Here is a 23023-nt window from a genome sequence, read left to right as displayed (position 1 = left end):
TGGTTTATTATATAATATTGATTATTGATGCTGTTTTGATTTTGAATTCAATTAATATTTATATTGCCTATTTAACGACTTTAATTATTCATGAAGTATATGGGCAAAGGCTGCCAGATTTGAGCTAACATTCACCAATGTAATTATTGCAAGTGAATGAAAACAGGGTGCAGAATTATCTCATAACAAGTATTAAAGGATGTTATTTCCTTGTCCTGTATGGCATAATGATTGAGTAGATGCTCATTCCATTTCTTATGTTCGCCTTAGTGCCTCATAAACTCCGGAATGACGCAGAGCCGTTTACGGTGCTTATCGTCCACTGACAGATGTCGCTTTTGCCTCATCAGACACCATGGACACAACGTTGAGTGAAGCACCCACTTGTTGTCATACAGACCTGTTTTAACGCCTGCTCCGTAATAAGAGCAGGCGTTTTTTTATCCCTTCAGGAAAGGCCCGGAGGCTCTGTGCCTCCCGGTGAGAAAGGATTACTGCGGCGGGTTATTCTGTAACGTTAGCATTAAACCGTCGCGGCGCATCGCTGCGGCTTCTTCCGGTTTGTGGAGTCTGTCCAGCACGTCGGCAAGCCATGCATAATCATAAGCGTCCGGGCGTTGTTTCAGCGCCGCGCGGAAGGCGAGGGATGCTTCCTGCCATTCGCCATGCTTCATCAGCGACTGACCCAATGTGCTCCATAACAGCGGACGGTCGCCCACGTTTTTGATCTGTTGGCGCAGCACTTTTTCCAGTTGTTCTGGATTATTGGTTTTCAGGCGTGGGATCGGCAGCAGCAAACGATCGTCATACTGGTGTTTCAGGCCGTCGATGATAATTTGCTGGGCGGTGTCATGGTCATCACATTCAATAAGGTGTTCCGCCATTGCCACCTGCAACGCCACCTGATGACGCGTTTTCCGGCTTTGATTTTTCCACCAGTTACGCAAGCCTTCACTACCGTCATCAGCCCGCGCCTGATCCATCAGGCCAATCCATGCCTGTTGTTCCAGTGCTGCGCGGTGTTCTTCATCGCTAACGTGGGCTTTCGCCATTGATGGGATGATGTCCAGTAGCGAACTCCATGCGCCCGTGCGGATATAAGCCTGTTCAGCCAGACGTAATACTTCTGGATGGCGTGGCGTTACTTCCAACAACTTATCCACGCCGTGGCGTGCCGCATGGTTTTCATTACGCGCCAGTTGCAGGCGAACGCGGGCGATTTCTACCGGAATAGTATCATTGCCCGCCAGTTCTGCCGCGCGTTCCAGATGCTGATTGGCGCGCGATTCATCACCACGCTGTTGCGCGGCTTCGGCAGCCAGCAAATAGTTCACTACGGGTTGCTCAGCATGATCGGCATTTTTCGCCATCAGCTTTTCGACTTGCTGATAATCGCCTTCCGCCAGTTTCAGCAGCGCCTGCTCGGTCTGTTTACGCGCGCGGCGACGCTTACGGCCGACAAACCAACCGCGAGTGTGTGCGCCTGTGCGGAAAATCCGTCGCAGTAACCATTCGATAGCAAACAGCACCACCATCGCCAGAATCAAAATGATTGCCAGTCCCGTGACGCTGGTTTCGATATTGTAGTTATCCGTTTGGATCAGCACGTAACCCTGGTGTCCGGCAATCATTGGGCCGACGACGATGCCTGCAATCAGCAACACAAAGAGCAATAACACTTTTATCATGGTTATTCTCCTTGCGGCGCGGCTGCCGGTGTATCAGCTTGCGGTGCAGGTGCAGCCTCCGCTACTGGTGTTACTGGTTGCGCCAGCAGATTGCGCACGCGAGTCTGCATCAGTTTTTCCAGCATTGCCTGGCTTTGCAGGGTTTCCGGGAGATCCATCGAGATATTTTGCTGACTTAACTGATCCACCTCGTCGAGGAACGCTTTGGTGGTGGCATCGTCAGTATCGTAGTAAGCACGTACCCAGGTGGAGACGTTCTCCAGCGCCTGGCGGTAAGTCTCTTGCTGATGACGTGGCACAGCTTGTGCAGCGACCAGCAGGCGAGAGCGAATATTTTCGCGCAGATAGATATCCTGATTCGGTGCTAACAGCGGTACGGCGGTGTCATCACGACGGCGAATCGTAATGAAGTTGTCCATAAAGTTCTGCCAGCTTTTTTGCAGGTTGATGCGCCATTCGCTGATGGAGCTGGAAAGCTCTTCACCATCGGAATCCATCGGCGAACCGTCACTGTCATTATCGGCCAGACGCAGGTTATCAACCTGATTAGAAAGTTGATTCAGCTTGAGGATGATGCCGTCATAATCTACCTGCGAGACCGCAGAAAGGCTGGCGATATCATCGGTAATTGCCCGGCGAACGGTAATCAGACTCGGGTCATTCATATCCGCCAGGCTGGCGTCTGCGCTTTTCAGCAATGCCGCAGCGGTAGTGACGTCCTGATCGCTCCACAGCTTACGTCCGGCGAGCTTCACCAGGAAATCAGCCTGCGCCAGCAGCCAGGTTTTGGCGTCACTACCTGAAATAGTGGCGACCTTTTGTTGAACTTCATCCAGCTTTTTGGCCAGCGTTTCTTGCTGACGATTTGCCTGCTCTAACTGCGTAGCCTGTTGTTTTATGATGCTTTCCAGCTCGGCTTTTTGGCTCTCCTGAGCTTTTTGCAGAGCCGCGAGTTGGTTAGCCAGAACATCGCTGGTGGCCGTCTGACTGACGGCCTGTTGTTTACCCCAGCCATACAAACCGACACCTGCAGCCAGAGCAATAGCGATAGCCACCGCACTTAAAATTAGAGCAGTACTGTTATTACTCTTTTTTTCTACTGTGACAGATTGTGGCGTGGTGTCCACGACCTCCCTGGTCTCTTCAACCACGGCGGAGGTTTTTTCTTGTTCCGTCATTATGGCTTCCTGTTATGAGAGTTATTGTAATGCCCGTAAAAGCGCATCGTTGTCTGCGTTATCGGCGACCTTAATATCTTGCCAGCCCAGTTCCCGGGCGAGTTTCGCCAGACGCTCGCTGACGACCAGTAGTCGACAGCGTAGTAACCAGTGCTCACGATACCATCGTGGAATCAGCGACCAGAGCTGTTGCAGCATTTCACCGCTGGTAACAACGATCGTTGTCACTTCGCGAGACTGCCAGCGCATCGCTTCTTCTGCACCATCGTAATGAATGGCGCATCGTTGATAACATTCGCAAAAAATGACTTCAGCACCGCGTGCCGTCAGGGTATCCCCGATCAGCTCACGACCGCCGTTGCCACGTAAAATTAGCGCACGTTTGCCTGCAATATTTTGTAATTCAGGTAATTGTAGCAAGACTTCGCTGATTTCCCGATCCTGCGGATAACGAACTTCGTGTCCGCTCACGGTATGCAGCGCCAGTGCGGTAGTGCGACCAATGGCGAAATAATCGGGTAGGGCGGGCCACTTGAGACCTTGCTGATGCAGCTGTGACTGTGCAAAAGCAACGGCATGTTGCGAAAGGGCAAATACCAGATCGCCTTCGCTCAGTGCCGCCAACTGGTCGGCAAGTTGTGGCAGTTGCCGACCCGGAGAAAACTCAATCAGCGGAAAATGCCAGGCCACCTGTCCCAGTGCGCGCAGACGGCTCACTAACTCTTCTCCTGCGGGAGATGGGCGGGTGACCAGGATACTCATGCTGGCGCATCTCCGCTGTAGACTTCGGCGAGGATCTCGCGCGCGCCGTTATTCAGCAGCTCTTCCGCCAGCGAAATGCCCATTTGCTCGGCATCCTGCGGCGAACCACGGCGCTCACCGCGAATAATCTGCGAACCGTCCGGTGCGCCAACCAGTGCACGCAGCCAGATTTCGCCATTGATAAGTTCGGCATAGCTACCAATCGGCACCTGACAACCGCCTTCGAGGCGGGTATTCATGGCGCGTTCGGCGGTGACGCGTAGCGCAGTTTCGTGGTGATTCAGCGCGGCGAGTACCTCGCGGGTGCGCGAATCATTAAGGCGGCATTCAATGCCTACTGCACCTTGTCCTACTGCCGGAAGAGAAATTTCAGGCGGCAGCGCAGCACGAATGCGAGACTCCAGTCCTAAACGTTTTAAGCCAGCTACGGCAAGAATAATGGCATCGTATTCGCCATTATCCAGTTTACTCAGACGAGTACCGACATTGCCGCGCAGAGAACGAATAATGAGATCCGGACGGCGTTCAGCCAGTTGGCACTGGCGGCGTAAGCTGGAAGTTCCGACGATGCTGCCTGCGGGTAACGCATCCAGACTGTCATAGTTATTGGAAACAAAGGCATCGCGAGGATCTTCGCGCTCGCAAATGGTGACTAGCCCCAGACCTTGCGGAAATTCAACCGGCACATCTTTCATTGAATGCACGGCGATATCGGCACGGTTTTCCAGGAGCGCGACCTCCAGCTCTTTCACAAATAAGCCTTTTCCGCCAACCTTCGCCAGCGGCGTATCAAGAATCACATCGCCGCGCGTTACCATCGGCACCAGTTCAACCACCAGCCCTGGATGGCTCGCCAGCAATTTGTCTTTGACATAATGTGCCTGCCAGAGTGCAAGTGGGCTTTGGCGTGTGGCAATTCTTAAAACATTGTCTAACATGCTTGTTACCGTCATTATCATCCATGGTCCATCCTAACATCCTTGCCGGAGCGATGTCAGTGTTGTGGTGAAACGTCGATGCCTGTGCAAAACGTAAAATGTAGCCAGGCGCTGGTTCCTGACAGGCGCTTCAAGCCGTCGTAATAAGGAATTTACAGAGAATAAACGGTGCTACACTTGTATGTAGCGCATCTTTCTTTACGGTCAACCGGCAAGGTGTTAAATTGATCACGTTTTAGACCATTTTTTCGTCGTGAAACTAAAAAAACCAGGCGCGGAAAGTGGTACGGTTACCTTTGACATACGAAATATCCCGAATGCCGCGTGTTTCCGTTGATGTTGGCGGAATCACAGATATGACGGGTAGCAAATCAGGCGATACGTCTTGTACCTCTATATTGAGACTCTGAAACAGAGACTGGATGCCATAAATCAATTGCGCGTGGATCGCGCGCTTGCTGCTATGGGGCCTGCATTCCAACAGGTCTACAGTCTGCTGCCGACATTGTTGCACTATCACCATCCGCTAATGCCGGGTTACCTTGATGGTAATGTTCCCAGAGGCATTTGCCTTTACACGCCTGATGAAACCCAACGCCACTACCTGAACGAACTGGAACTGTATCGTGGAATGTCAGTACAGGATCCGCCAAAAGGCGAGCTTCCGATTACTGGCGTATACACCATGGGCAGCACCTCGTCTATAGGGCAAAGCTGTTCCTCCGACCTGGATATCTGGGTCTGCCATCAATCCTGGCTCGATAGCGAAGAGCGCCAGTTACTACAACGTAAATGCAGCCTGTTGGAAAGTTGGGCCGCCTCGCTGGGCGTGGAAGTCAGCTTCTTCCTGATTGATGAAAACCGTTTCCGCCATAATGAAAGTGGTAGTCTGGGGGGCGAAGATTGTGGCTCTACCCAGCATATACTGCTGCTTGACGAATTTTATCGTACCGCTGTGCGTCTCGCCGGTAAGCGTATTCTGTGGAATATGGTGCCGTGCGACGAAGAAGAGCATTACGATGACTACGTAATGACGCTCTACGCGCAGGGCGTGCTCACGCCTAATGAATGGCTGGATCTCGGTGGCTTAAGCTCGCTTTCCGCTGAAGAGTACTTTGGCGCCAGCCTTTGGCAACTCTACAAAAGCATCGATTCTCCGTACAAAGCGGTGCTGAAAACACTGCTGCTGGAAGCTTATTCCTGGGAATATCCAGACCCACGCCTGCTGGCGAAAGATATCAAACAGCGTTTGCACGATGGCGAGATAGTGTCATTTGGTCTCGATCCTTACTGCATGATGCTGGAGCGCGTTACTGAATATCTGACGGCAATTGAAGATTTCACCCGTCTGGATTTAGTGCGTCGCTGCTTCTATTTAAAAGTGTGCGAAAAACTCAGTCGCGAACGCGCTTGTGTAGGCTGGCGTCGTGAAGTATTAAGCCAACTGGTAAAAGAGTGGGGATGGGACGAAGCCCGTCTGGCGATGCTTGATAATCGCGCCAACTGGAAGATTGATCAGGTGCGTGAAGCGCACAACGAGTTGCTTGATGCGATGATGCAGAGCTACCGTAATCTGATCCGCTTTGCCCGTCGCAATAACCTTAGCGTTTCCGCCAGCCCGCAGGATATCGGCGTGCTGACGCGTAAACTGTACGCTGCGTTTGAAGCATTACCGGGGAAAGTGACGCTGGTAAACCCGCAGATTTCACCGGATCTTTCCGAGCCAAACCTGACCTTTATTTATGTGCCGCCGGGTCGTGCCAACCGTTCAGGTTGGTATCTGTATAACCGTGCGCCGACAATCGAGTCGATCATCAGTCATCAGCCGCTGGAATATAACCGCTATCTGAATAAGCTGGTGGCTTGGGCGTGGTTTAATGGCTTGCTGACATCACGGACGCATCTGTTTATTAAAGGCAACGGCATTGTCGATCTGCCTAAGTTGCAGGAGATGGTGGCTGATGTGTCGCACCATTTCCCGTTGCGTTTACCTGCGCCGACGCCGAAGGCGCTCTACAGCCCCTGTGAGATCCGCCATCTGGCGATTATCGTCAACCTGGAATATGACCCGACGACAGCGTTTCGTAACCAGGTAGTACATTTCGATTTCCGTAAGCTGGATGTCTTCAGCTTTGGCGAAGAGCAAAAATGCCTGGTGGGTAGTGTTGACCTGTTGTATCGCAATTCATGGAACGAAGTGCGCACGCTACATTTCAACGGCGAGCAGTCGATGATTGAAGCCCTGAAAACCATCCTTGGCAAAATGCATCAGGACGCCGCGCCGCCGGATAGCGTAGAAGTCTTCTGTTATAGCCAGCATCTGCGCGGATTAATCCGTACCCGTGTACAGCAACTGGTTTCTGAGTGTATCGAACTGCGTCTTTCCAGCACTCGCCAGGAAACCGGGCGCTTCAAGGCGCTGCGTGTTTCTGGTCAAACCTGGGGCTTGTTCTTCGAACGCCTGAATGTGTCTGTGCAGAAACTGGAAAATGCTATCGAGTTTTATGGCGCTATTTCGCATAACAAACTGCATGGTTTGTCAGTGCAGGTTGAGACCAATCACGTCAAATTACCGGCAGTAGTGGATGGCTTTGCCAGCGAAGGGATCATCCAGTTCTTCTTCGAAGAAACGCACGATGAGAACGGTTTTAATATCTATATTCTCGATGAAAGCAATCGAGTTGAGGTGTATCACCACTGCGAAGGTAGCAAAGAGGAGCTGGTGCGTGACGTCAGCCGCTTCTACTCGTCATCGCACGACCGTTTCACTTACGGCTCCAGTTTCATCAACTTCAACCTGCCGCAGTTCTATCAGATTGTGAAGGTCGATGGTCGCGAACAGGTCATTCCGTTCCGTACCAAATCTATCGGCAACATGCCGCCAGCCAATCAGGACAACGATACGCCGCTGTTACAGCAGTATTTTTCGTGATGAGTATGCCGGAAAGCGAGGCTTATCCGGCATGAAACCTTAACGGAAGCTCACCCTCTCTCCCGCCTGCTGCGTCGCCGCCTGTTCCAGCAAATCCCAGAAGGTTTCGCCACTGCGATCGCAAATCCATTCGTCGCCTTTCAGATCAAAGTGGTAGCCGCCCTGTTTGGTTGCCAACCACACCTGGTGCAGTGGTTCCTGGCGGTTGATAATGATTTTGCTGCCGTTTTCAAAGGTAATGGTCAGTACGCCGCCGTTGATTTCGCAGTCGATATCGCTGTCGCCATCCCAGTCGTCCAGGTGTTCTTCAATGGTTAGCCACAGTTGGTCAGCCAGGCGATGAAATTCACTGTCGTTCATTGTTGTATCCTGTTTTTACGTGATGGCGGCAGTATAGCGGCCTGGCGTCAGGGCATCAAAGTTTGCCCGTCTGCTGCTGCGTTCCGGCATGATTCCTCCGTCATCGGAATAATAATGTCTCTGTTTTGAATTTCACGCACATCTTCCTCTCTGACGTGTGTTTTCGCCAGGCAGGGGGAGGGCGTAACCCTTACCTTGTATCGGTCCAGGTATAAACATTGCGATAGTGCATAAAGCCATCCTGGCGCGAGGTGCCGATCACGAAACTACCAGCAAAACATAAATCCTCTCTTGTAAGCGTTATACTCGCAGCAATTCCTCACTTTTCAGACTTCATAAAGAGTCGCTAAACGCTTGCTTTTACGTCTTCTCCTGCGATGATAGAAAGCAGAAAGCGATGAACTTTACAGGCAATCCATAATGAAAAACGTGTTTAAAGCACTCACTGTATTACTTACTCTTTTCAGCCTGACGGGCTGCGGTCTGAAAGGTCCGCTCTATTTCCCGCCCGCAGATAAAAACGCGCCACCGCCGACCAAACCGGTAGATACGCAAACACAATCCACGTTGCCGGATAAAAACGACCGCGCCACTGGCGATGGCCCATCTCAGGTGAATTACTAAAAGTCAGTTTCTGTACCCGCGTGAATGGAGTAGATAATGCAGTTCTCGAAAATGCATGGCCTTGGCAACGATTTTATGGTCGTCGACGCGGTAACGCAGAATGTCTTTTTTTCACCGGATCTGATTCGTCGCCTGGCGGATCGGCACCTGGGTGTGGGTTTTGACCAGCTACTGGTGGTTGAGCCGCCGTACGATCCAGAACTGGATTTCCACTATCGCATTTTCAATGCTGACGGGAGTGAAGTGGCGCAGTGCGGCAACGGCGCACGCTGCTTTGCCCGCTTTGTACGCCTGAAAGGGCTGACAAATAAGCGCGATATTCGCGTCAGTACTGCCAATGGTCGGATGGTACTGACCGTCACCGATGACGATCTGGTTCGGGTAAATATGGGCGAACCAAATTTCGAACCTTCCGCCGTGCCGTTTCGCGCCAACAAAGCGGAAAAGACCTATATCATGCGCGCCGCCGAGCAGACAATCTTATGCGGCGTGGTGTCGATGGGAAATCCGCACTGCGTGATTCAGGTCGATGATGTCGATACTGCGGCGGTAGAAACACTGGGGCCAGTTCTGGAAAGCCACGAACGTTTCCCGGAGCGCGCCAACATCGGTTTCATGCAAGTGGTTAAGCGCGAGCATATTCGTTTACGCGTTTATGAGCGTGGGGCAGGTGAAACCCAGGCCTGCGGCAGCGGCGCGTGTGCGGCGGTAGCGGTAGGGATTCAGCAAGGTTTGCTGGCCGAAGAAGTTCGTGTGGAACTCCCTGGCGGTCGCCTTGATATTGCCTGGAAAGGTCCGGGTCATCCGTTATATATGACGGGTCCGGCAGTACATGTTTACGACGGATTTATTCATCTATGAAGCAACCAGGGGAAGAACTACAGGAAACACTCACGGAGCTTGATGACCGGGCGGTTGTCGATTACCTGATTAAAAATCCTGAGTTTTTTATCCGCAATGCGCACGCAGTAGAGGCAATTCGAGTGCCGCATCCGGTACGTGGCACCGTTTCGCTCGTCGAATGGCATATGGCTCGCGCGCGTAACCATATTCATGTTCTGGAAGAGAACATGGCGCTGTTGATGGAACAGGCTATCGCCAACGAAGGCCTGTTTTATCGCTTACTCTATTTGCAGCGCACTCTTACTGCCGCCAGCAGTCTCGACGACATGCTAATGCGCTTTCACCGCTGGGCACGCGATCTTGGTCTGGCGGGTGCGAGTCTACGCCTGTTCCCGGATCGTTGGCGTTTAGGCGCGCCGTCGAACCATACCCATCTGGCATTAAGCCGTCAGGCTTTCGAACCTCTGCGTATTCAGCGTCTGGGGCAGGAACCGCATTATCTGGGGCCGCTTAACGGGCCTGAATTGCTGGTGGTGCTGCCGGAAGCGAAAGCGGTGGGATCGGTGGCGATGTCGATGCTGGGAAGTGATGCTGATCTTGGTGTGGTGCTGTTCACCAGCCGTGATGCCAGTCACTATCAACAAGGGCAGGGAACGCAGTTACTCCATGAAATTGCGCTGATGATGCCGGAGCTTCTGGAGCGTTGGATTGAACGCGTATGACCGATTTACATACCGATGTGGAACGCTACCTACGTTATTTGAGCGTGGAGCGTCAGCTTAGCCCGATTACCCTGGTTAACTACCAGCGGCAGCTTGAGGCGATCATCAATTTTGCCAGCGAAAACGGCCTGCAAAGCTGGCAACAATGTGATGTGACGATGGTGCGTAATTTTGCTGTACGCAGTCGCCGTAAAGGGCTGGGAGCGGCAAGCCTCGCGTTACGGCTTTCTGCGCTACGTAGCTTTTTTGACTGGCTGGTCAGTCAGAACAAACTCAAAGCCAACCCGGCGAAAGGTGTTTCGGCACCGAAAGCGCCGCGTCATCTGCCGAAAAATATCGACGTCGATGATATGAATCGGCTGCTGGATATCGATATCAACGATCCCCTCGCTGTACGCGATCGGGCAATGCTGGAAGTGATGTACGGCGCGGGGCTGCGTCTTTCCGAACTGGTGGGGCTGGATATCAAACACCTCGACCTGGAGTCCGGCGAAGTGTGGGTGATAGGAAAAGGTAGCAAAGAGCGCCGCCTGCCGATTGGTCGTAACGCCGTGGCGTGGATTGAGCACTGGCTTGATTTACGCGACCTGTTTGGCAGTGAAGACGACGCACTTTTCCTGTCGAAACTGGGCAAACGCATCTCTGCGCGTAACGTACAAAAACGCTTTGCCGAATGGGGCATCAAACAGGGGCTGAATAATCACGTTCACCCGCATAAATTACGTCACTCGTTCGCTACGCATATGCTGGAGTCGAGCGGCGATCTTCGTGGTGTGCAGGAGCTGCTGGGTCATGCCAACCTCTCCACCACGCAAATCTATACTCATCTTGATTTTCAACACCTTGCCTCGGTGTACGATGCGGCGCATCCACGCGCCAAACGGGGGAAATAATGCGTTTTTACCGGCCTTTGGGGCGCATCTCGGCGCTCACCTTTGACCTGGATGATACCCTTTACGACAACCGTCCGGTGATTTTGCGCACCGAGCGGGAGGCGCTGACTTTTGTGCAAAATTATCATCCGGCGCTGCGCAGCTTCCAGAATGAAGATCTGCAACGCCTGCGCCAGGCGGTACGGGAAGCGGAACCCGAGATTTATCACGACGTGACGCGCTGGCGTTTTCGTTCGATTGAACAAGCGATGCTCGACGCCGGGCTGAGTGCCGAAGAAGCCAGTGCAGGCGCACATGCTGCGATGATCAACTTTGCCAAATGGCGCAGTCGGATCGATGTTCCGCAGCAAACGCACGACACCTTAAAACAGCTGGCGAAGAAATGGCCGCTGGTGGCGATCACCAACGGTAACGCACAGCCGGAACTGTTTGGTTTGGGCGACTACTTTGAGTTTGTGCTGCGCGCTGGCCCACACGGACGCTCGAAGCCGTTCAGCGATATGTACTTTCTGGCGGCAGAAAAACTCAATGTGCCGATCGGCGAGATCTTACATGTAGGTGACGATATTACCACCGACGTGGGTGGGGCGATCCGCAGCGGAATGCAGGCCTGTTGGATCAGACCGGAAAATGGCGATCTGATGCAAACCTGGGACAGCCGTTTACTGCCGCATCTGGAAATTTCCCGGTTGGCATCTCTGACCTCGCTGATATAATCAGCAAATCTGTATATATACCCAGCTTTTTGGCGGAGGGCGTTGCGCTTCTCCGCCCAACCTATTTTTACGCGGCGGTGCCAATGGACGTTTCTTACCTGCTCGAAAGCCTTAATGACAAACAGCGCGAAGCGGTGGCCGCGCCACGCAGCAATCTTCTGGTGCTGGCGGGCGCGGGCAGTGGTAAGACGCGTGTACTGGTGCATCGTATCGCCTGGCTGATGAGCGTGGAAAACTGCTCACCGTATTCGATTATGGCGGTGACGTTTACCAACAAAGCGGCGGCGGAGATGCGCCATCGTATCGGGCAACTGATGGGCACCAGTCAGGGCGGCATGTGGGTCGGCACCTTCCACGGGCTGGCGCACCGCCTGCTGCGTGCGCACCATATGGACGCCAACCTGCCGCAGGATTTCCAGATCCTCGATAGCGAAGACCAACTGCGCCTGCTTAAACGTCTGATCAAGGCGATGAATCTCGACGAGAAGCAGTGGCCGCCACGTCAGGCAATGTGGTACATCAACAGCCAGAAAGATGAAGGACTGCGTCCGCATCATATTCAAAGCTACGGTAATCCGGTGGAGCAAACCTGGCAGAAGGTGTATCAGGCGTATCAGGAAGCGTGTGATCGCGCGGGTCTGGTGGACTTCGCGGAACTGCTGCTACGTGCACATGAGCTGTGGCTTAACAAACCACATATCCTTCAGCACTATCGCGAACGTTTCACCAACATTCTGGTGGACGAATTCCAGGATACCAACAACATTCAGTATGCGTGGATCCGCCTGCTGGCGGGCGATACCGGAAAAGTAATGATTGTTGGTGATGACGACCAGTCAATCTATGGCTGGCGCGGGGCGCAGGTCGAGAATATTCAGCGTTTCCTCAATGATTTCCCCGGTGCCGAAACTATTCGTCTGGAGCAAAACTACCGCTCTACCAGTAACATTCTTAGCGCCGCCAACGCCCTGATTGAAAACAACAACGGGCGTCTGGGTAAAAAACTGTGGACTGATGGCGCGGACGGTGAGCCGATTTCCCTCTATTGCGCCTTTAACGAACTCGACGAAGCGCGTTTTGTGGTTAACCGCATCAAAACCTGGCAGGACAACGGCGGGGCGCTTGCCGAGTGCGCCATTCTCTACCGCAGCAACGCCCAGTCGCGTGTACTGGAAGAGGCCTTATTACAGGCGAGTATGCCGTACCGTATTTACGGCGGGATGCGCTTCTTCGAACGCCAGGAAATCAAAGATGCGCTCTCGTATCTGCGCCTGATTGCCAACCGCAACGATGACGCGGCCTTTGAGCGTGTGGTGAATACGCCAACGAGGGGTATTGGTGACCGGACGCTGGACGTCGTGCGTCAGACATCGCGCGATCGCCAGTTAACTCTCTGGCAGGCGTGTCGTGAACTGTTGCAGGAAAAGGCTCTGGCCGGTCGTGCTGCCAGCGCCTTGCAGCGGTTTATGGAACTGATCGACGCCTTAGCGCAAGAAACTGCCGATATGCCGCTGCATGTACAGACTGACCGGGTAATTAAAGACTCCGGCCTGCGCACCATGTACGAGCAGGAGAAAGGCGAAAAAGGCCAGACGCGTATCGAAAACTTAGAGGAACTGGTGACGGCAACGCGCCAGTTCAGCTACAACGAAGAAGACGAAGATTTAATGCCGCTACAGGCGTTCCTCTCTCACGCGGCGCTCGAAGCAGGTGAAGGGCAGGCGGATACCTGGCAGGATGCGGTACAGCTGATGACGCTGCACTCGGCGAAAGGTCTGGAGTTTCCGCAGGTGTTTATTGTCGGTATGGAAGAGGGCATGTTCCCAAGTCAGATGTCGCTGGATGAAGGCGGGCGTCTGGAAGAAGAACGCCGTCTGGCCTACGTTGGTGTAACCCGCGCGATGCAGAAACTGACGCTGACTTACGCGGAAACCCGCCGCCTGTACGGCAAAGAAGTTTACCATCGCCCATCGCGCTTTATCGGTGAGCTGCCGGAAGAGTGTGTGGAAGAGGTACGCTTGCGCGCTACGGTAAGCCGTCCGGTCAGCCATCAGCGTATGGGTACGCCGATGGTCGAGAACGACAGCGGCTACAAACTCGGCCAGCGCGTGCGCCACGCTAAGTTTGGTGAAGGCACTATCGTCAATATGGAAGGCAGCGGCGAACATAGCCGTTTGCAGGTGGCGTTCCAGGGCCAGGGAATCAAATGGCTGGTGGCGGCTTACGCCCGGCTGGAGACGGTGTAACGTTGCCGGATGCGGTGCTGTGCACCTTATCCGGCCTACAAAATCATGCAGATTCAATAAATTGCGGCCGGATAAGGCGTTTACGCCGCATCCGGCATCAGCACCATATTCAGTATCTGACACAAAACTATCATTCTAACTTTTCCGCTCGACGGAAATCATGGTAACAAAAGGATAGCGTTGCCACGGGAGTGCTCCGCCTTTCATATACATATGTGAAATCGTGCCATCAAGATAAAGCAGCTGCTCTACGTCCAGTTTCGCTTTGGCATAGCAGGCAAAATCATAAAAATTTGTCGCCTGCTGGCTCAACAAAAACACGGCGTTCCCTTGTTTATTAATCCCTACACCGTTACGAATTTTACGCGAGGCAACATTCGGGTGAATGCGTGGATTAATTACGCCGTTTTCTAACAACATTGGCCCTGACTGCACTGCGAACTGAATCTCTTTACTGGCTTTAAATGCCTGCAGCGGAACGATAGCGGCTTTATCTCCCGCGACATAAAAAACGCCGCCAGGACGGATAAAGAAGTTCCCTTCCCCTGAGGCGAGATTTAGCGCCACCTTCTGCTGACCGTTTTCGATGTACAAACCGAGCGGCGCATAGCTTTCATCATAGATGCCGCCGTTCATCACCATCTGAATTTGCCCCTGGCTATTAATATCCGCCAGCAGCGCATGTAACGTTCCCCACGCTTCGCCATTGGCTTTTTGCCAGTACATTTTCACCCGCTCTGTCTGAGGGTTAACGGTATACGCCTGTACTGTCAGCGACGGATCTGAGAGCGCGCAGTCATCAGCAGCAACAGCAAACAAGGGGAGTAAGACGAGGGCGAGAAAAATCCGTTTGAGATTCAAGGTGATCATTCCTTTACCAATGAGTAGCCGATGCGCCATTATAGGTCCTGGATGTGTGATTTTTTTATCCTGTTAACGACCTTGACGAGTACCAAAAAGCGCGAAGTTCAACTATTGTTCTGTGGTGTTCCGTTGCGTGTTGACGGCAAAATTTTGCTGGCGTAACATGCGCGCACGATCACTCTAAGAGGACATTCGCCTTGGACACACCCAGTAGATACTGGCTCATTATCCTGTCATCCAGGATCAACTCCTAAGGCTATCCCCTTTTGCTGATAGCCTTAGCGGTTGTCAGCGACCTCAATTTTTCCCGTCGCGCTGAGTCAGGCTGTTTAATGGTCTGAAACCCAATTTGTTTCTGTGTGCCCACCGAACTGTCCGATATTTTAAGCATTGGGAGTCCCGGTCATGCTGAGCGCATTTCAACTGGAAAATAACCGACTGACCCGGCTGGAAGTCGAAGAGTCACAACCCCTTGTAGATGCAGTATGGATTGATCTTGTCGAACCGGATGACGACGAGCGACTGCGCGTACAATCTGAACTTGGCCAGAGCCTGGCAACCCGCCCGGAACTGGAAGACATCGAAGCATCGGCGCGTTTCTTTGAAGACGATGATGGCCTGCATATTCACTCCTTCTTCTTCTTTGAAGATGCGGAAGATCACGCCGGTAACTCCACTGTGGCATTTACCATCCGTGATGGTCGCCTGTTTACTCTGCGTGAGCGCGAGCTGCCTGCATTCCGTCTGTATCGTATGCGCGCCCGTAGTCAGTCAATGGTTGACGGTAACGCCTACGAGCTGCTGCTGGATCTGTTCGAAACCAAAATCGAACAGCTGGCGGATGAAATTGAAAACATCTACAGCGATCTGGAGCAGTTGAGCCGGGTAATTATGGAGGGGCATCAGGGCGATGAGTACGACGAGGCGCTCTCCACACTGGCGGAACTGGAAGATATCGGCTGGAAAGTTCGTCTGTGTCTGATGGATACCCAGCGCGCGCTCAACTTCCTGGTACGCAAGGCGCGTTTACCTGGCGGGCAACTGGAGCAGGCGCGTGAAATCCTGCGAGATATCGAATCCCTGCTGCCGCATAACGAATCCCTGTTCCAGAAGGTAAACTTCCTGATGCAGGCGGCGATGGGCTTTATCAACATCGAGCAGAACCGCATCATCAAAATCTTCTCGGTGGTATCCGTGGTGTTCCTGCCGCCAACACTGGTCGCTTCCAGCTACGGGATGAACTTTGAGTTTATGCCAGAACTGAAGTGGAGTTTCGGCTACCCAGGCGCGATTATCTTTATGATTCTCGCGGGTCTGGCACCGTATCTGTACTTTAAGCGGAAGAACTGGTTGTAAAAAACGAGAGCGGTGGCTTAGCCTGGCTAAGCCACCTGTTATTTAGAGGCTCCAGGTATCAATACCCTTTACTTCTTTTTCATAGAACCATTTATTTGTGCTAACAGCAACATAGCCTGCTACAGCGAATCCCAGTACATTAACGCCAATTAATGCACCAATCAATAGTGAGAGAATGCCAAGTAATAGAACTATAATTGCTTTTTTCCATAATCCCAGGAAAAATAAATATATCCAGGAGAAGAAAAAAGCAATGAAATTCATTTGAATAGTTAATCGTTGCCTTATTTTTAATGCTTTAAATGTTGTTTTATATTCTGGTGTTGCCCCCCAGAATCCAGGAAAACCATATTGGTCATAAAAATTAAATCGGTATTTCCATTTTTCACTTAATGAACCATCGTTCATATATCCCTTACTCATAAATACTCCGTAACTATTATTTTGATGAATCAGTAGGTGCAAGTATTAGCATACTGAAAGTGGTAAAATAGCAAATTAAGAAAATCATTGAACCATTGCCTGAACAATCAAAATGTTCGGCAATCATGGTGATGATAGAGATGGTATAGACAGCTAATGTGCAAAAAATATACGTTTTTATATACGTGAAACCACTATCACGGAGTCGTTGGCAATTCATATTGATGACGAGATAATGGAGAAGAATGGTAGATATTATAACAAAAAATCCTGATCCGGCCTCGCCAGAAAAAGCAATAAGTAAGACACAAACTAAATTTGTTAAAATAAATGAAAACAAATAACGGCGTCTGGAAATCTTGCCTTTAGATGTTGGCATAAATATACGTAACATTGATTTTACATCCCTGTGTGATTCTCCTGCCAGCATGGCAATATGCCCACTCTCATGCAAGAGCAGGCACATTTTTTCAGAATATATTTATTTTTTATTTGGACGTTCTACGCTGCGTATAAATCGCATCCATCACAAAAATTGCCAGCGCCACCCAAATAAAGGCGAAAGTCACCATCTTATCGGCACCCGGTGTTTCACCATAAAACGTCACGGCCAGCAGGAACATCAGCGTCGGGCCAATGTACTGGAAAAAGCCTAACGTTGAGAGACGCAGGCGCGTGGCGGCGGCGGTAAAACACAACAGCGGTACAGTGGTGACAACACCAGCGGCGATCAGCAGTAAATTCAGCGACATTGGGTTTTTCCCCATATGGCTGGTAGAACTATCAGCAATAGCAAACAGGTAAATCGCCGCCACGGGTAGCAGCCACATGGTTTCGATTAACATGCCTGTTTGAGCTTCAACCGCAATCTTCTTGCGTACCAGGCCGTAGAAGGCAAAACTAAATGCCAGTCCCAGTGCGATGATTGGCAGCGAACCAAAGGTCCAGAGCTGGACCAGCACACCACAAATCGCCAGAATCACTGCCAGCCATTGCATCCGGCGGAATCGCTCGCCGAGGAAAATCATCCCCAGTAATATATTCACCAGTGGATTAATAAAGTATCCAAGACTGGCCTCCAGCATATGGTGATTGTTCACTGCCCAGATAAACAGTAACCAGTTGCCACCAATTAGCACAGCAGAGACTGCCAGCATAAATATTTTCTTCGGCGTCTGAATCAGGGTTTTTAAATAGGACCACTGGCGGCTGATGCTCATCAACACCACCATAAAGAAAAACGACCAGATTACACGATGCGTCAGGATCTCATCAGCAGGTACGTAATAAATCAGTTTGAAGTACGCAGGTGCAATACCCCAAATAAAATAAGCGGCAAGAGCGAGTAATACGCCCTGCCGCGTTTGTTTTGTATCCATTGGAAAACTCATTTTTTGTTGTTAATTACAGTTTACCTGCTCAGATGGCTGACAAAGTGCGCTTTGTTCATGCCTTACCCAACCTACAAAAGAATGCAAATTCAATACATTGCATTTCTCTGGTAGGCCTAATAAGCGTAGCGCATCAGGCAATTTGCGTTTGTCATCAGTTTCAGCAGTTTACCTGCTTTTAGATTTTCAACCTACCATATAGGTGGCGGTAGCACTGGCAATATAAAGCTGTTCTTCATTGTGCAGTTCGACACGGGCGACGGCGACTTTATTACCCGCACGTAACAGGCTACTGGTGGCTGTAAAACGCTCACTCCTGCCTGGACGCAGATAATCGACGCGAAGATCAATGGTGCCCATCCGCGATAGTCGCTGGCGTAGTTCATCTTCATTAATGGTTTCGTGACGCGTTAAAGTGCTGCCTACACATACCAGACCAGCGGCGACATCCAGCGCCGACGCAATCACCCCGCCGTGCAAAATACTTTGCGCCCAGTTACCGACCATCATTGGCTGATTATTAAAGGCCAGCTGCGCAAATTCTTTTTCGTAACGCTCCAGTTCCATCCCCAATGCCCGGTTAAACGGCATGTGATAGACAAACATTTCACCCACTAATTTCAGGGCTTGTTCAGCGGTCAGTACAGCAGACATATCATCCTTACACTTCGTTGGTTAACGAAATGTTGATTTTATGCTTCTTTGTTGTTGGTTTCTACTTTAGGAAGGGATAACTAACGGCAATTGAGTTAAGTATGTAAAATAGCCCGCAGAAAAAATATTCATCTAATCAATAATTCGTTACGGAGAACACGATCGATGCGGACTCTACTGGGCTGCTTGTTGCCAGTGTGTATGCTGCCGATAGTGGCAAATGCACAAGAAGCAACGGTGAAAGATGTGCATGATGCGCCTGCAGTACGTGGCAGCATCATCGCCAATATGTTGCAGGAACATGATAATCCTTTCACCCTTTATCCTTATGACACCAACTACATCATCTATACCCAGACCAGCGATCTGAATAAAGAAGCGATTGCGAGTTACGATTGGGCAGAAAACGCGCGTAAGGATGAAGTGAAGTTCCAGTTAAGTCTGGCGTTTCCGCTTTGGCGTGGGATTTTGGGGGCAAACTCTGTTCTGGGTGCATCTTACACCCAAAAATCCTGGTGGCAGCTTTCTAATAGCGAAGAATCATCGCCGTTTCGTGAAACTAACTATGAACCGCAACTGTTCCTCGGTTTTGCTACCGATTACCGCTTTGCTGGCTGGACACTGCGCGATGTGGAGCTGGGGTACAATCATGACTCTAACGGGCGTTCCGACCCGACGTCCCGTAGCTGGAACCGTATCTACACCCGCCTGATGGCAGAAAACGGCAACTGGCTGGTGGAAGTCAAACCGTGGTATGTGGTGGGTAATACTGACGATAACCCGGATATCACCAAATATATGGGTTACTACCAGCTTAAAATCGGCTATCACCTCGGTGATGCGGTGTTGAGTGCGAAAGGACAGTACAACTGGAATACCGGTTACGGTGGTGCGGAGTTAGGCTTAAGTTACCCGATCACCAAACATGTGCGTCTTTATACTCAGGTTTACAGCGGTTACGGCGAATCGCTCATCGACTATAACTTTAACCAGACCCGCGTCGGTGTGGGGGTTATGCTAAACGACCTGTTCTAATGCGAGTTGATTGAAAGGCAAACCTGGAATCCAGCATCCAGGATTATCCTGCCAGAGACTAAAAGCATTGCAGTTTCTCGCGCAGACGCTGAAAATAGCGCCTGTTTTTATTTCAGGCAATCGGGGTGAATGTGGCGCAGGCGGAAGTGTTGAATCTGGAGTCCGGAGCTAAACAGGTTTTACAAGAAACCTTTGGCTACCAACAGTTTCGCCCCGGCCAGGAAGAAATTATCGACACCGTACTTTCCGGTCGCGATTGCCTCGTCGTCATGCCAACTGGCGGCGGGAAATCCCTGTGCTATCAAATCCCTGCGTTGTTATTGAACGGTCTTACTGTCGTTGTTTCACCACTGATTTCCTTGATGAAAGACCAGGTGGATCAACTGCAAGCCAACGGTGTAGCGGCGGCGTGCCTTAACTCGACGCAAAACCGAGAGCAGCAGCTTGAAGTGATGACAGGCTGCCGCACCGGGCAAATTCGCCTGCTGTATATCGCGCCGGAACGCCTGATGCTGGATAACTTCCTTGAACACCTGGCGCACTGGAATCCTGTCTTATTAGCCGTTGATGAAGCGCATTGTATTTCCCAATGGGGTCACGATTTCCGCCCGGAATATGCTGCGCTCGGTCAGTTACGCCAGCGTTTCCCGACGCTGCCGTTTATGGCGCTAACCGCTACAGCCGATGACACCACCCGCCAGGATATCGTGCGCCTGCTGGGGCTTAACGATCCGCTGATTCAAATCAGTAGTTTTGACCGCCCGAATATTCGCTATATGTTGATGGAGAAGTTCAAACCGCTCGATCAACTGATGCGTTACGTGCAGGAACAACGCGGTAAGTCGGGGATTATTTACTGTAATAGTCGTGCGAAGGTAGAAGATACCGCTGCGCGCCTGCAAAGCAAGGGTATTAGCGCAGCAGCGTATCACGCAGGGCTGGAAAACGATGTCCGCGCCGACGTGCAGGAAAAATTTCAGCGCGATGACCTGCAAATTGTGGTGGCGACCGTGGCGTTCGGTATGGGCATCAACAAACCTAACGTCCGCTTCGTGGTGCATTTTGATATTCCGCGCAATATTGAATCCTACTATCAGGAAACAGGTCGCGCCGGGCGTGATGGCCTACCTGCGGAAGCAATGCTGTTTTACGATCCGGCAGATATGGCGTGGTTGCGCCGCTGTCTGGAAGAGAAGCCGCAGGGGCAGCTACAGGATATCGAGCGCCATAAACTCAATGCGATGGGGGCGTTTGCCGAAGCGCAAACTTGTCGTCGTCTGGTGCTGCTCAACTATTTTGGCGAAGGGCGTCAGGAACCGTGTGGGAACTGCGATATCTGCCTTGATCCGCCGAAACAATACGATGGTTCAAACGATGCGCAGATTGCGCTTTCTACCATTGGTCGTGTGAATCAGCGGTTTGGTATGGGCTATGTGGTGGAAGTGATCCGTGGTGCTAATAATCAGCGTATCCGCGACTATGGTCATGACAAACTGAAAGTCTACGGCATGGGGCGTGATAAAAGTCATGAACACTGGGTGAGCGTGATCCGCCAACTGATTCACCTCGGTCTGGTGACGCAAAATATCGCCCAGCATTCTGCGCTACAACTGACAGAGGCCGCGCGTCCGGTGCTGCGTGGCGAATCCTTTTTGCAACTCGCGGTGCCGCGTATTGTCGCGCTCAAACCGAAAGCGATGCAGAAATCGTTTGGCGGCAATTACGATCGTAAACTGTTCGCCAAATTACGCAAACTGCGTAAATCTATTGCCGATGAAAGCAATGTCCCGCCGTATGTGGTGTTTAACGACGCTACCTTGATTGAGATGGCTGAACAGATGCCGATCACCGCCAGCGAAATGTTGAGTGTAAACGGTGTCGGGATGCGCAAGCTGGAACGCTTTGGTAAACCGTTTATGACGCTGATTCGCGCTCATGTCGACGGCGACGACGAAGAGTAGTCAGCGGCACAAAAAAGTGCCAGGATGAACATTCCGTAAACGTTTTCCCCGCGAGTCAAATGTATGTTGATGTTATTTCTCACCGTTGCCATGGTGCATATTGTGGCGCTTATGAGCCCCGGTCCCGATTTCTTTTTTGTTTCTCAAACTGCCGTTAGCCGTTCGCGTAAAGAAGCGATGATGGGCGTGCTGGGCATAACCTGCGGCGTCATGGTCTGGGCAGGGATCGCGCTGCTTGGCCTGCATTTGATTATCGAAAAAATGGCCTGGCTGCATACGCTCATTATGGTTGGTGGTGGCCTGTATCTCTGCTGGATGGGTTACCAGATGCTGCGCGGTGCGCTGAAAAAAGAGGCTGTTTCTGCGCCTGCGCCACAAGTCGAGCTGGCGAAAAGCGGGCGCAGTTTCCTGAAAGGCTTGCTGACCAATCTCGCCAATCCGAAAGCGATTATCTACTTTGGTTCGGTGTTCTCACTGTTTGTCGGCGATAACGTCGGCACCACCGAACGCTGGGGCATTTTCGCGCTGATTATTGTCGAAACGCTGGCGTGGTTTACCGTTGTTGCCAGCCTGTTTGCGCTACCGCAAATGCGCCGGGGTTATCAACGTCTGGCGAAGTGGATCGACGGTTTTGCCGGGGCGTTATTTGCCGGATTTGGCATTCATTTGATTATTTCGCGTTGATACCAGACGCGTCATCAGAGAAAGTCGGATAAGGCGTTTACGCCGCATCCGACATTATTTTTCACGCATGTCTTGCCGATGCCAACAGCGCCCCCACCAGCATAAACAACGAGCCGAAAATCTTATTCAGCGCCTTCATCTGCTTCGGCCCTTTAATCCAGAGTGCGATCCGTTGGGCGAGGGTGGCGTAACCGATCATCACAATAATATCGACCACAATAGTGGTGACGCCGAGCACGATATACTGCATCAGTTGCGGTTGCTGCGGCATGATAAATTGCGGAAATAGCGCCGCCAGAAACACAATACTTTTGGGATTAGTAAGGTTCACAAACACTGACCGCTGGAACAGGTGGCGGCGCGATTGGGTAGGAGCCAGCGATTTAAGATCAATTGCACCAGCGGCGCGCCACTGCTGGATTCCCAGCCAAATCAGGTAAGCCGCGCCTGCCCACTTCAACACTTCAAAAGCAATAACCGAGCGGGAAAATAGCGTTCCCAAACCCACGCCAACCAGCACAATATGAATCGCCAGTCCGGTCTGAAGCCCTGCAATAGACGCTACCGCGCCGCGATAACCGTGGTTGAGCGAAGTGGTCATGGTGTTGATTGCGCCAGAGCCTGGCGAGAGGCTTAAAATGATCGATGTTAGTAAGTAGGCGAACCACCATTCAAAGGTCATGGGAATCTCCCGGATAGTCTATTTTTGTGCCACAATACGCTACTGTCGCAGCGTTGTGTCAGGCACGCTTA

Annotated in this window: 23 protein-coding genes and 1 pseudogene; 12 read left to right on the top strand and 12 right to left on the bottom strand. The window is 51.5% G+C overall.

What is annotated here, in order from left to right; translation table 11 throughout:
• Nucleotides 1–491: 491 nt before the first annotated feature.
• Genes hemY through hemC form a run of 4 tightly spaced genes read right to left on the bottom strand, consistent with a single transcriptional unit; the run spans nt 492 to nt 4566 of the window.
• Nucleotides 492–1688 carry a protoheme IX biogenesis protein HemY gene (gene hemY, locus BEG40_RS17285; protein ID WP_105285826.1) on the bottom strand — a complete coding sequence of 399 codons (1197 nt, stop codon included), beginning with the start codon at nt 1686–1688 and terminating at the stop codon, nt 492–494.
• 2 nt (nt 1689–1690) lie between these two features.
• Nucleotides 1691–2866, bottom strand: coding sequence for a uroporphyrinogen-III C-methyltransferase (gene hemX, locus BEG40_RS17280; RefSeq protein WP_000139134.1), 1176 nt, complete (start codon nt 2864–2866; stop codon nt 1691–1693).
• A 21-nt stretch (nt 2867–2887) separates the two neighbouring features.
• A complete protein-coding gene (hemD, locus tag BEG40_RS17275; RefSeq protein WP_105285825.1) occupies nt 2888–3628 on the bottom strand; it encodes a uroporphyrinogen-III synthase in 741 nt (246 codons plus the stop codon).
• Nucleotides 3625–4566, bottom strand: a complete 942-nt coding sequence (gene hemC / locus BEG40_RS17270; RefSeq protein WP_105285824.1) for a hydroxymethylbilane synthase — start codon at nt 4564–4566, stop codon at nt 3625–3627. The genes hemD and hemC overlap by 4 nt, the downstream gene beginning before the upstream one ends.
• Before the next feature lie 385 nt (nt 4567–4951).
• On the opposite strand from hemC, the gene cyaA reads away from it, so the two are divergent.
• A complete protein-coding gene (gene cyaA / locus BEG40_RS17260) occupies nt 4952–7498 on the top strand; it encodes a class I adenylate cyclase (protein WP_000281706.1) in 2547 nt (848 codons plus the stop codon).
• A gap of 39 nt (nt 7499–7537) precedes the next feature.
• Here the strand turns inward: cyaA and cyaY are convergent, their stop codons facing one another.
• The gene (gene cyaY, locus BEG40_RS17255; protein WP_000999935.1) at nt 7538–7858 is read right to left on the bottom strand and encodes an iron donor protein CyaY; all 321 of its coding nucleotides are present in this window, start codon (nt 7856–7858) and stop codon (nt 7538–7540) included.
• 47 nt (nt 7859–7905) lie between these two features.
• Nucleotides 7906–8081, bottom strand: a pseudogene (locus BEG40_RS21935) (DKNYY family protein); the annotation flags it as partial.
• Between the two features lie 197 nt (nt 8082–8278).
• On the opposite strand from BEG40_RS21935, the gene lptM reads away from it, so the two are divergent.
• The 6 genes from lptM (at nt 8279) to uvrD (ending at nt 13902) form a co-directional block, all read left to right on the top strand.
• Nucleotides 8279–8482, top strand: coding sequence for an LPS translocon maturation chaperone LptM (gene lptM / locus BEG40_RS17250; RefSeq protein WP_000799886.1), 204 nt, complete (start codon nt 8279–8281; stop codon nt 8480–8482).
• 36 nt (nt 8483–8518) lie between these two features.
• Complete coding sequence (dapF, locus tag BEG40_RS17245; RefSeq protein ID WP_001160645.1) at nt 8519–9343, top strand: diaminopimelate epimerase; 825 nt, start codon at nt 8519–8521, stop codon at nt 9341–9343.
• Nucleotides 9340–10047 (top strand): DUF484 domain-containing protein, encoded by a 708-nt coding sequence (locus BEG40_RS17240; protein ID WP_021549970.1) that lies wholly within the window; start codon nt 9340–9342, stop codon nt 10045–10047. Before dapF ends, BEG40_RS17240 begins: the two co-directional genes overlap by 4 nt.
• Nucleotides 10044–10940 carry a tyrosine recombinase XerC gene (xerC, locus tag BEG40_RS17235; RefSeq protein WP_105285823.1) on the top strand — a complete coding sequence of 299 codons (897 nt, stop codon included), beginning with the start codon at nt 10044–10046 and terminating at the stop codon, nt 10938–10940. The genes BEG40_RS17240 and xerC overlap by 4 nt, the downstream gene beginning before the upstream one ends.
• Nucleotides 10940–11656 (top strand): 5-amino-6-(5-phospho-D-ribitylamino)uracil phosphatase YigB, encoded by a 717-nt coding sequence (gene yigB / locus BEG40_RS17230; protein WP_105285822.1) that lies wholly within the window; start codon nt 10940–10942, stop codon nt 11654–11656. Before xerC ends, yigB begins: the two co-directional genes overlap by 1 nt.
• An 83-nt stretch (nt 11657–11739) precedes the next feature.
• Entirely contained in the window at nt 11740–13902 is a 2163-nt protein-coding gene (gene uvrD / locus BEG40_RS17225; RefSeq protein WP_000383446.1) for a DNA helicase II, read from the top strand.
• 135 nt (nt 13903–14037) lie between these two features.
• Here the strand turns inward: uvrD and BEG40_RS17220 are convergent, their stop codons facing one another.
• The gene (locus BEG40_RS17220) at nt 14038–14802 is read right to left on the bottom strand and encodes a phosphodiester glycosidase family protein (protein WP_021549971.1); all 765 of its coding nucleotides are present in this window, start codon (nt 14800–14802) and stop codon (nt 14038–14040) included.
• Nucleotides 14803–14963: 161 nt separating this feature from the next.
• Between BEG40_RS17220 and ysgD the strand changes: the two genes are divergently transcribed.
• The gene (gene ysgD / locus BEG40_RS22165; protein WP_212723238.1) at nt 14964–15020 is read left to right on the top strand and encodes a YsgD/CorL family protein; all 57 of its coding nucleotides are present in this window, start codon (nt 14964–14966) and stop codon (nt 15018–15020) included.
• Nucleotides 15021–15171: 151 nt separating this feature from the next.
• Nucleotides 15172–16122 carry a magnesium/cobalt transporter CorA gene (corA, locus tag BEG40_RS17215; protein WP_000947145.1) on the top strand — a complete coding sequence of 317 codons (951 nt, stop codon included), beginning with the start codon at nt 15172–15174 and terminating at the stop codon, nt 16120–16122.
• Between the two features lie 42 nt (nt 16123–16164).
• Here corA and BEG40_RS17210 read toward each other — a convergent pair whose 3' ends face one another.
• The 4 genes from BEG40_RS17210 to yigI form a co-directional block, all read right to left on the bottom strand.
• Nucleotides 16165–16545, bottom strand: a complete 381-nt coding sequence (locus tag BEG40_RS17210; RefSeq protein WP_105285821.1) for a DUF2628 domain-containing protein — start codon at nt 16543–16545, stop codon at nt 16165–16167.
• A 16-nt stretch (nt 16546–16561) separates the two neighbouring features.
• Nucleotides 16562–16939: a hypothetical protein gene (locus tag BEG40_RS17205; protein WP_032159886.1), complete on the bottom strand. Its 378-nt coding sequence runs from the start codon at nt 16937–16939 to the stop codon at nt 16562–16564.
• 94 nt (nt 16940–17033) lie between these two features.
• Entirely contained in the window at nt 17034–17924 is an 891-nt protein-coding gene (rarD, locus tag BEG40_RS17200; RefSeq protein WP_000379997.1) for an EamA family transporter RarD, read from the bottom strand.
• A gap of 198 nt (nt 17925–18122) precedes the next feature.
• Nucleotides 18123–18590, bottom strand: coding sequence for an acyl-CoA thioesterase YigI (gene yigI / locus BEG40_RS17195; RefSeq protein ID WP_105285820.1), 468 nt, complete (start codon nt 18588–18590; stop codon nt 18123–18125).
• Nucleotides 18591–18755: 165 nt separating this feature from the next.
• Between yigI and pldA the strand changes: the two genes are divergently transcribed.
• From pldA to rhtC, 3 genes are all read left to right on the top strand, one after another.
• Entirely contained in the window at nt 18756–19625 is an 870-nt protein-coding gene (gene pldA, locus BEG40_RS17190; RefSeq protein WP_001259596.1) for a phospholipase A, read from the top strand.
• Between the two features lie 131 nt (nt 19626–19756).
• A complete protein-coding gene (gene recQ, locus BEG40_RS17185; RefSeq protein WP_024192193.1) occupies nt 19757–21586 on the top strand; it encodes an ATP-dependent DNA helicase RecQ in 1830 nt (609 codons plus the stop codon).
• A gap of 63 nt (nt 21587–21649) precedes the next feature.
• Entirely contained in the window at nt 21650–22270 is a 621-nt protein-coding gene (gene rhtC, locus BEG40_RS17180) for a threonine export protein RhtC (RefSeq protein WP_000928829.1), read from the top strand.
• A 61-nt stretch (nt 22271–22331) separates the two neighbouring features.
• On the opposite strand, the gene rhtB is transcribed toward rhtC, so the two are convergent.
• Nucleotides 22332–22952 carry a homoserine/homoserine lactone efflux protein gene (gene rhtB, locus BEG40_RS17175; protein ID WP_000142513.1) on the bottom strand — a complete coding sequence of 207 codons (621 nt, stop codon included), beginning with the start codon at nt 22950–22952 and terminating at the stop codon, nt 22332–22334.
• Nucleotides 22953–23023: the final 71 nt, after the last annotated feature.

The organism is Escherichia sp. MOD1-EC5495 (assembly GCF_002965965.1).
Taxonomy (GTDB): domain Bacteria; phylum Pseudomonadota; class Gammaproteobacteria; order Enterobacterales; family Enterobacteriaceae; genus Escherichia; species Escherichia ruysiae.
This window is presented reverse-complemented; position numbering and strand designations above follow the sequence as displayed.

Coding starts and splice junctions, on each gene's coding strand:
- xerC (WP_105285823.1), top strand. CDS start 10,044: ATGACCGATTTACATACCGATGTGGAACGCTACCTACGTTATTTGAGC.
- rarD (WP_000379997.1), bottom strand. CDS start 17,924: ATGGATACAAAACAAACGCGGCAGGGCGTATTACTCGCTCTTGCCGCT.
- corA (WP_000947145.1), top strand. CDS start 15,172: ATGCTGAGCGCATTTCAACTGGAAAATAACCGACTGACCCGGCTGGAA.
- BEG40_RS17205 (WP_032159886.1), bottom strand. CDS start 16,939: ATGTTACGTATATTTATGCCAACATCTAAAGGCAAGATTTCCAGACGC.
- BEG40_RS17210 (WP_105285821.1), bottom strand. CDS start 16,545: ATGAGTAAGGGATATATGAACGATGGTTCATTAAGTGAAAAATGGAAA.
- lptM (WP_000799886.1), top strand. CDS start 8,279: ATGAAAAACGTGTTTAAAGCACTCACTGTATTACTTACTCTTTTCAGC.
- BEG40_RS17220 (WP_021549971.1), bottom strand. CDS start 14,802: ATGGCGCATCGGCTACTCATTGGTAAAGGAATGATCACCTTGAATCTC.
- yigB (WP_105285822.1), top strand. CDS start 10,940: ATGCGTTTTTACCGGCCTTTGGGGCGCATCTCGGCGCTCACCTTTGAC.
- hemD (WP_105285825.1), bottom strand. CDS start 3,628: ATGAGTATCCTGGTCACCCGCCCATCTCCCGCAGGAGAAGAGTTAGTG.
- hemX (WP_000139134.1), bottom strand. CDS start 2,866: ATGACGGAACAAGAAAAAACCTCCGCCGTGGTTGAAGAGACCAGGGAG.
- rhtC (WP_000928829.1), top strand. CDS start 21,650: ATGTTGATGTTATTTCTCACCGTTGCCATGGTGCATATTGTGGCGCTT.
- pldA (WP_001259596.1), top strand. CDS start 18,756: ATGCGGACTCTACTGGGCTGCTTGTTGCCAGTGTGTATGCTGCCGATA.
- dapF (WP_001160645.1), top strand. CDS start 8,519: ATGCAGTTCTCGAAAATGCATGGCCTTGGCAACGATTTTATGGTCGTC.
- cyaY (WP_000999935.1), bottom strand. CDS start 7,858: ATGAACGACAGTGAATTTCATCGCCTGGCTGACCAACTGTGGCTAACC.
- yigI (WP_105285820.1), bottom strand. CDS start 18,590: ATGTCTGCTGTACTGACCGCTGAACAAGCCCTGAAATTAGTGGGTGAA.
- BEG40_RS17240 (WP_021549970.1), top strand. CDS start 9,340: ATGAAGCAACCAGGGGAAGAACTACAGGAAACACTCACGGAGCTTGAT.
- hemY (WP_105285826.1), bottom strand. CDS start 1,688: ATGATAAAAGTGTTATTGCTCTTTGTGTTGCTGATTGCAGGCATCGTC.
- rhtB (WP_000142513.1), bottom strand. CDS start 22,952: ATGACCTTTGAATGGTGGTTCGCCTACTTACTAACATCGATCATTTTA.
- hemC (WP_105285824.1), bottom strand. CDS start 4,566: ATGTTAGACAATGTTTTAAGAATTGCCACACGCCAAAGCCCACTTGCA.
- uvrD (WP_000383446.1), top strand. CDS start 11,740: ATGGACGTTTCTTACCTGCTCGAAAGCCTTAATGACAAACAGCGCGAA.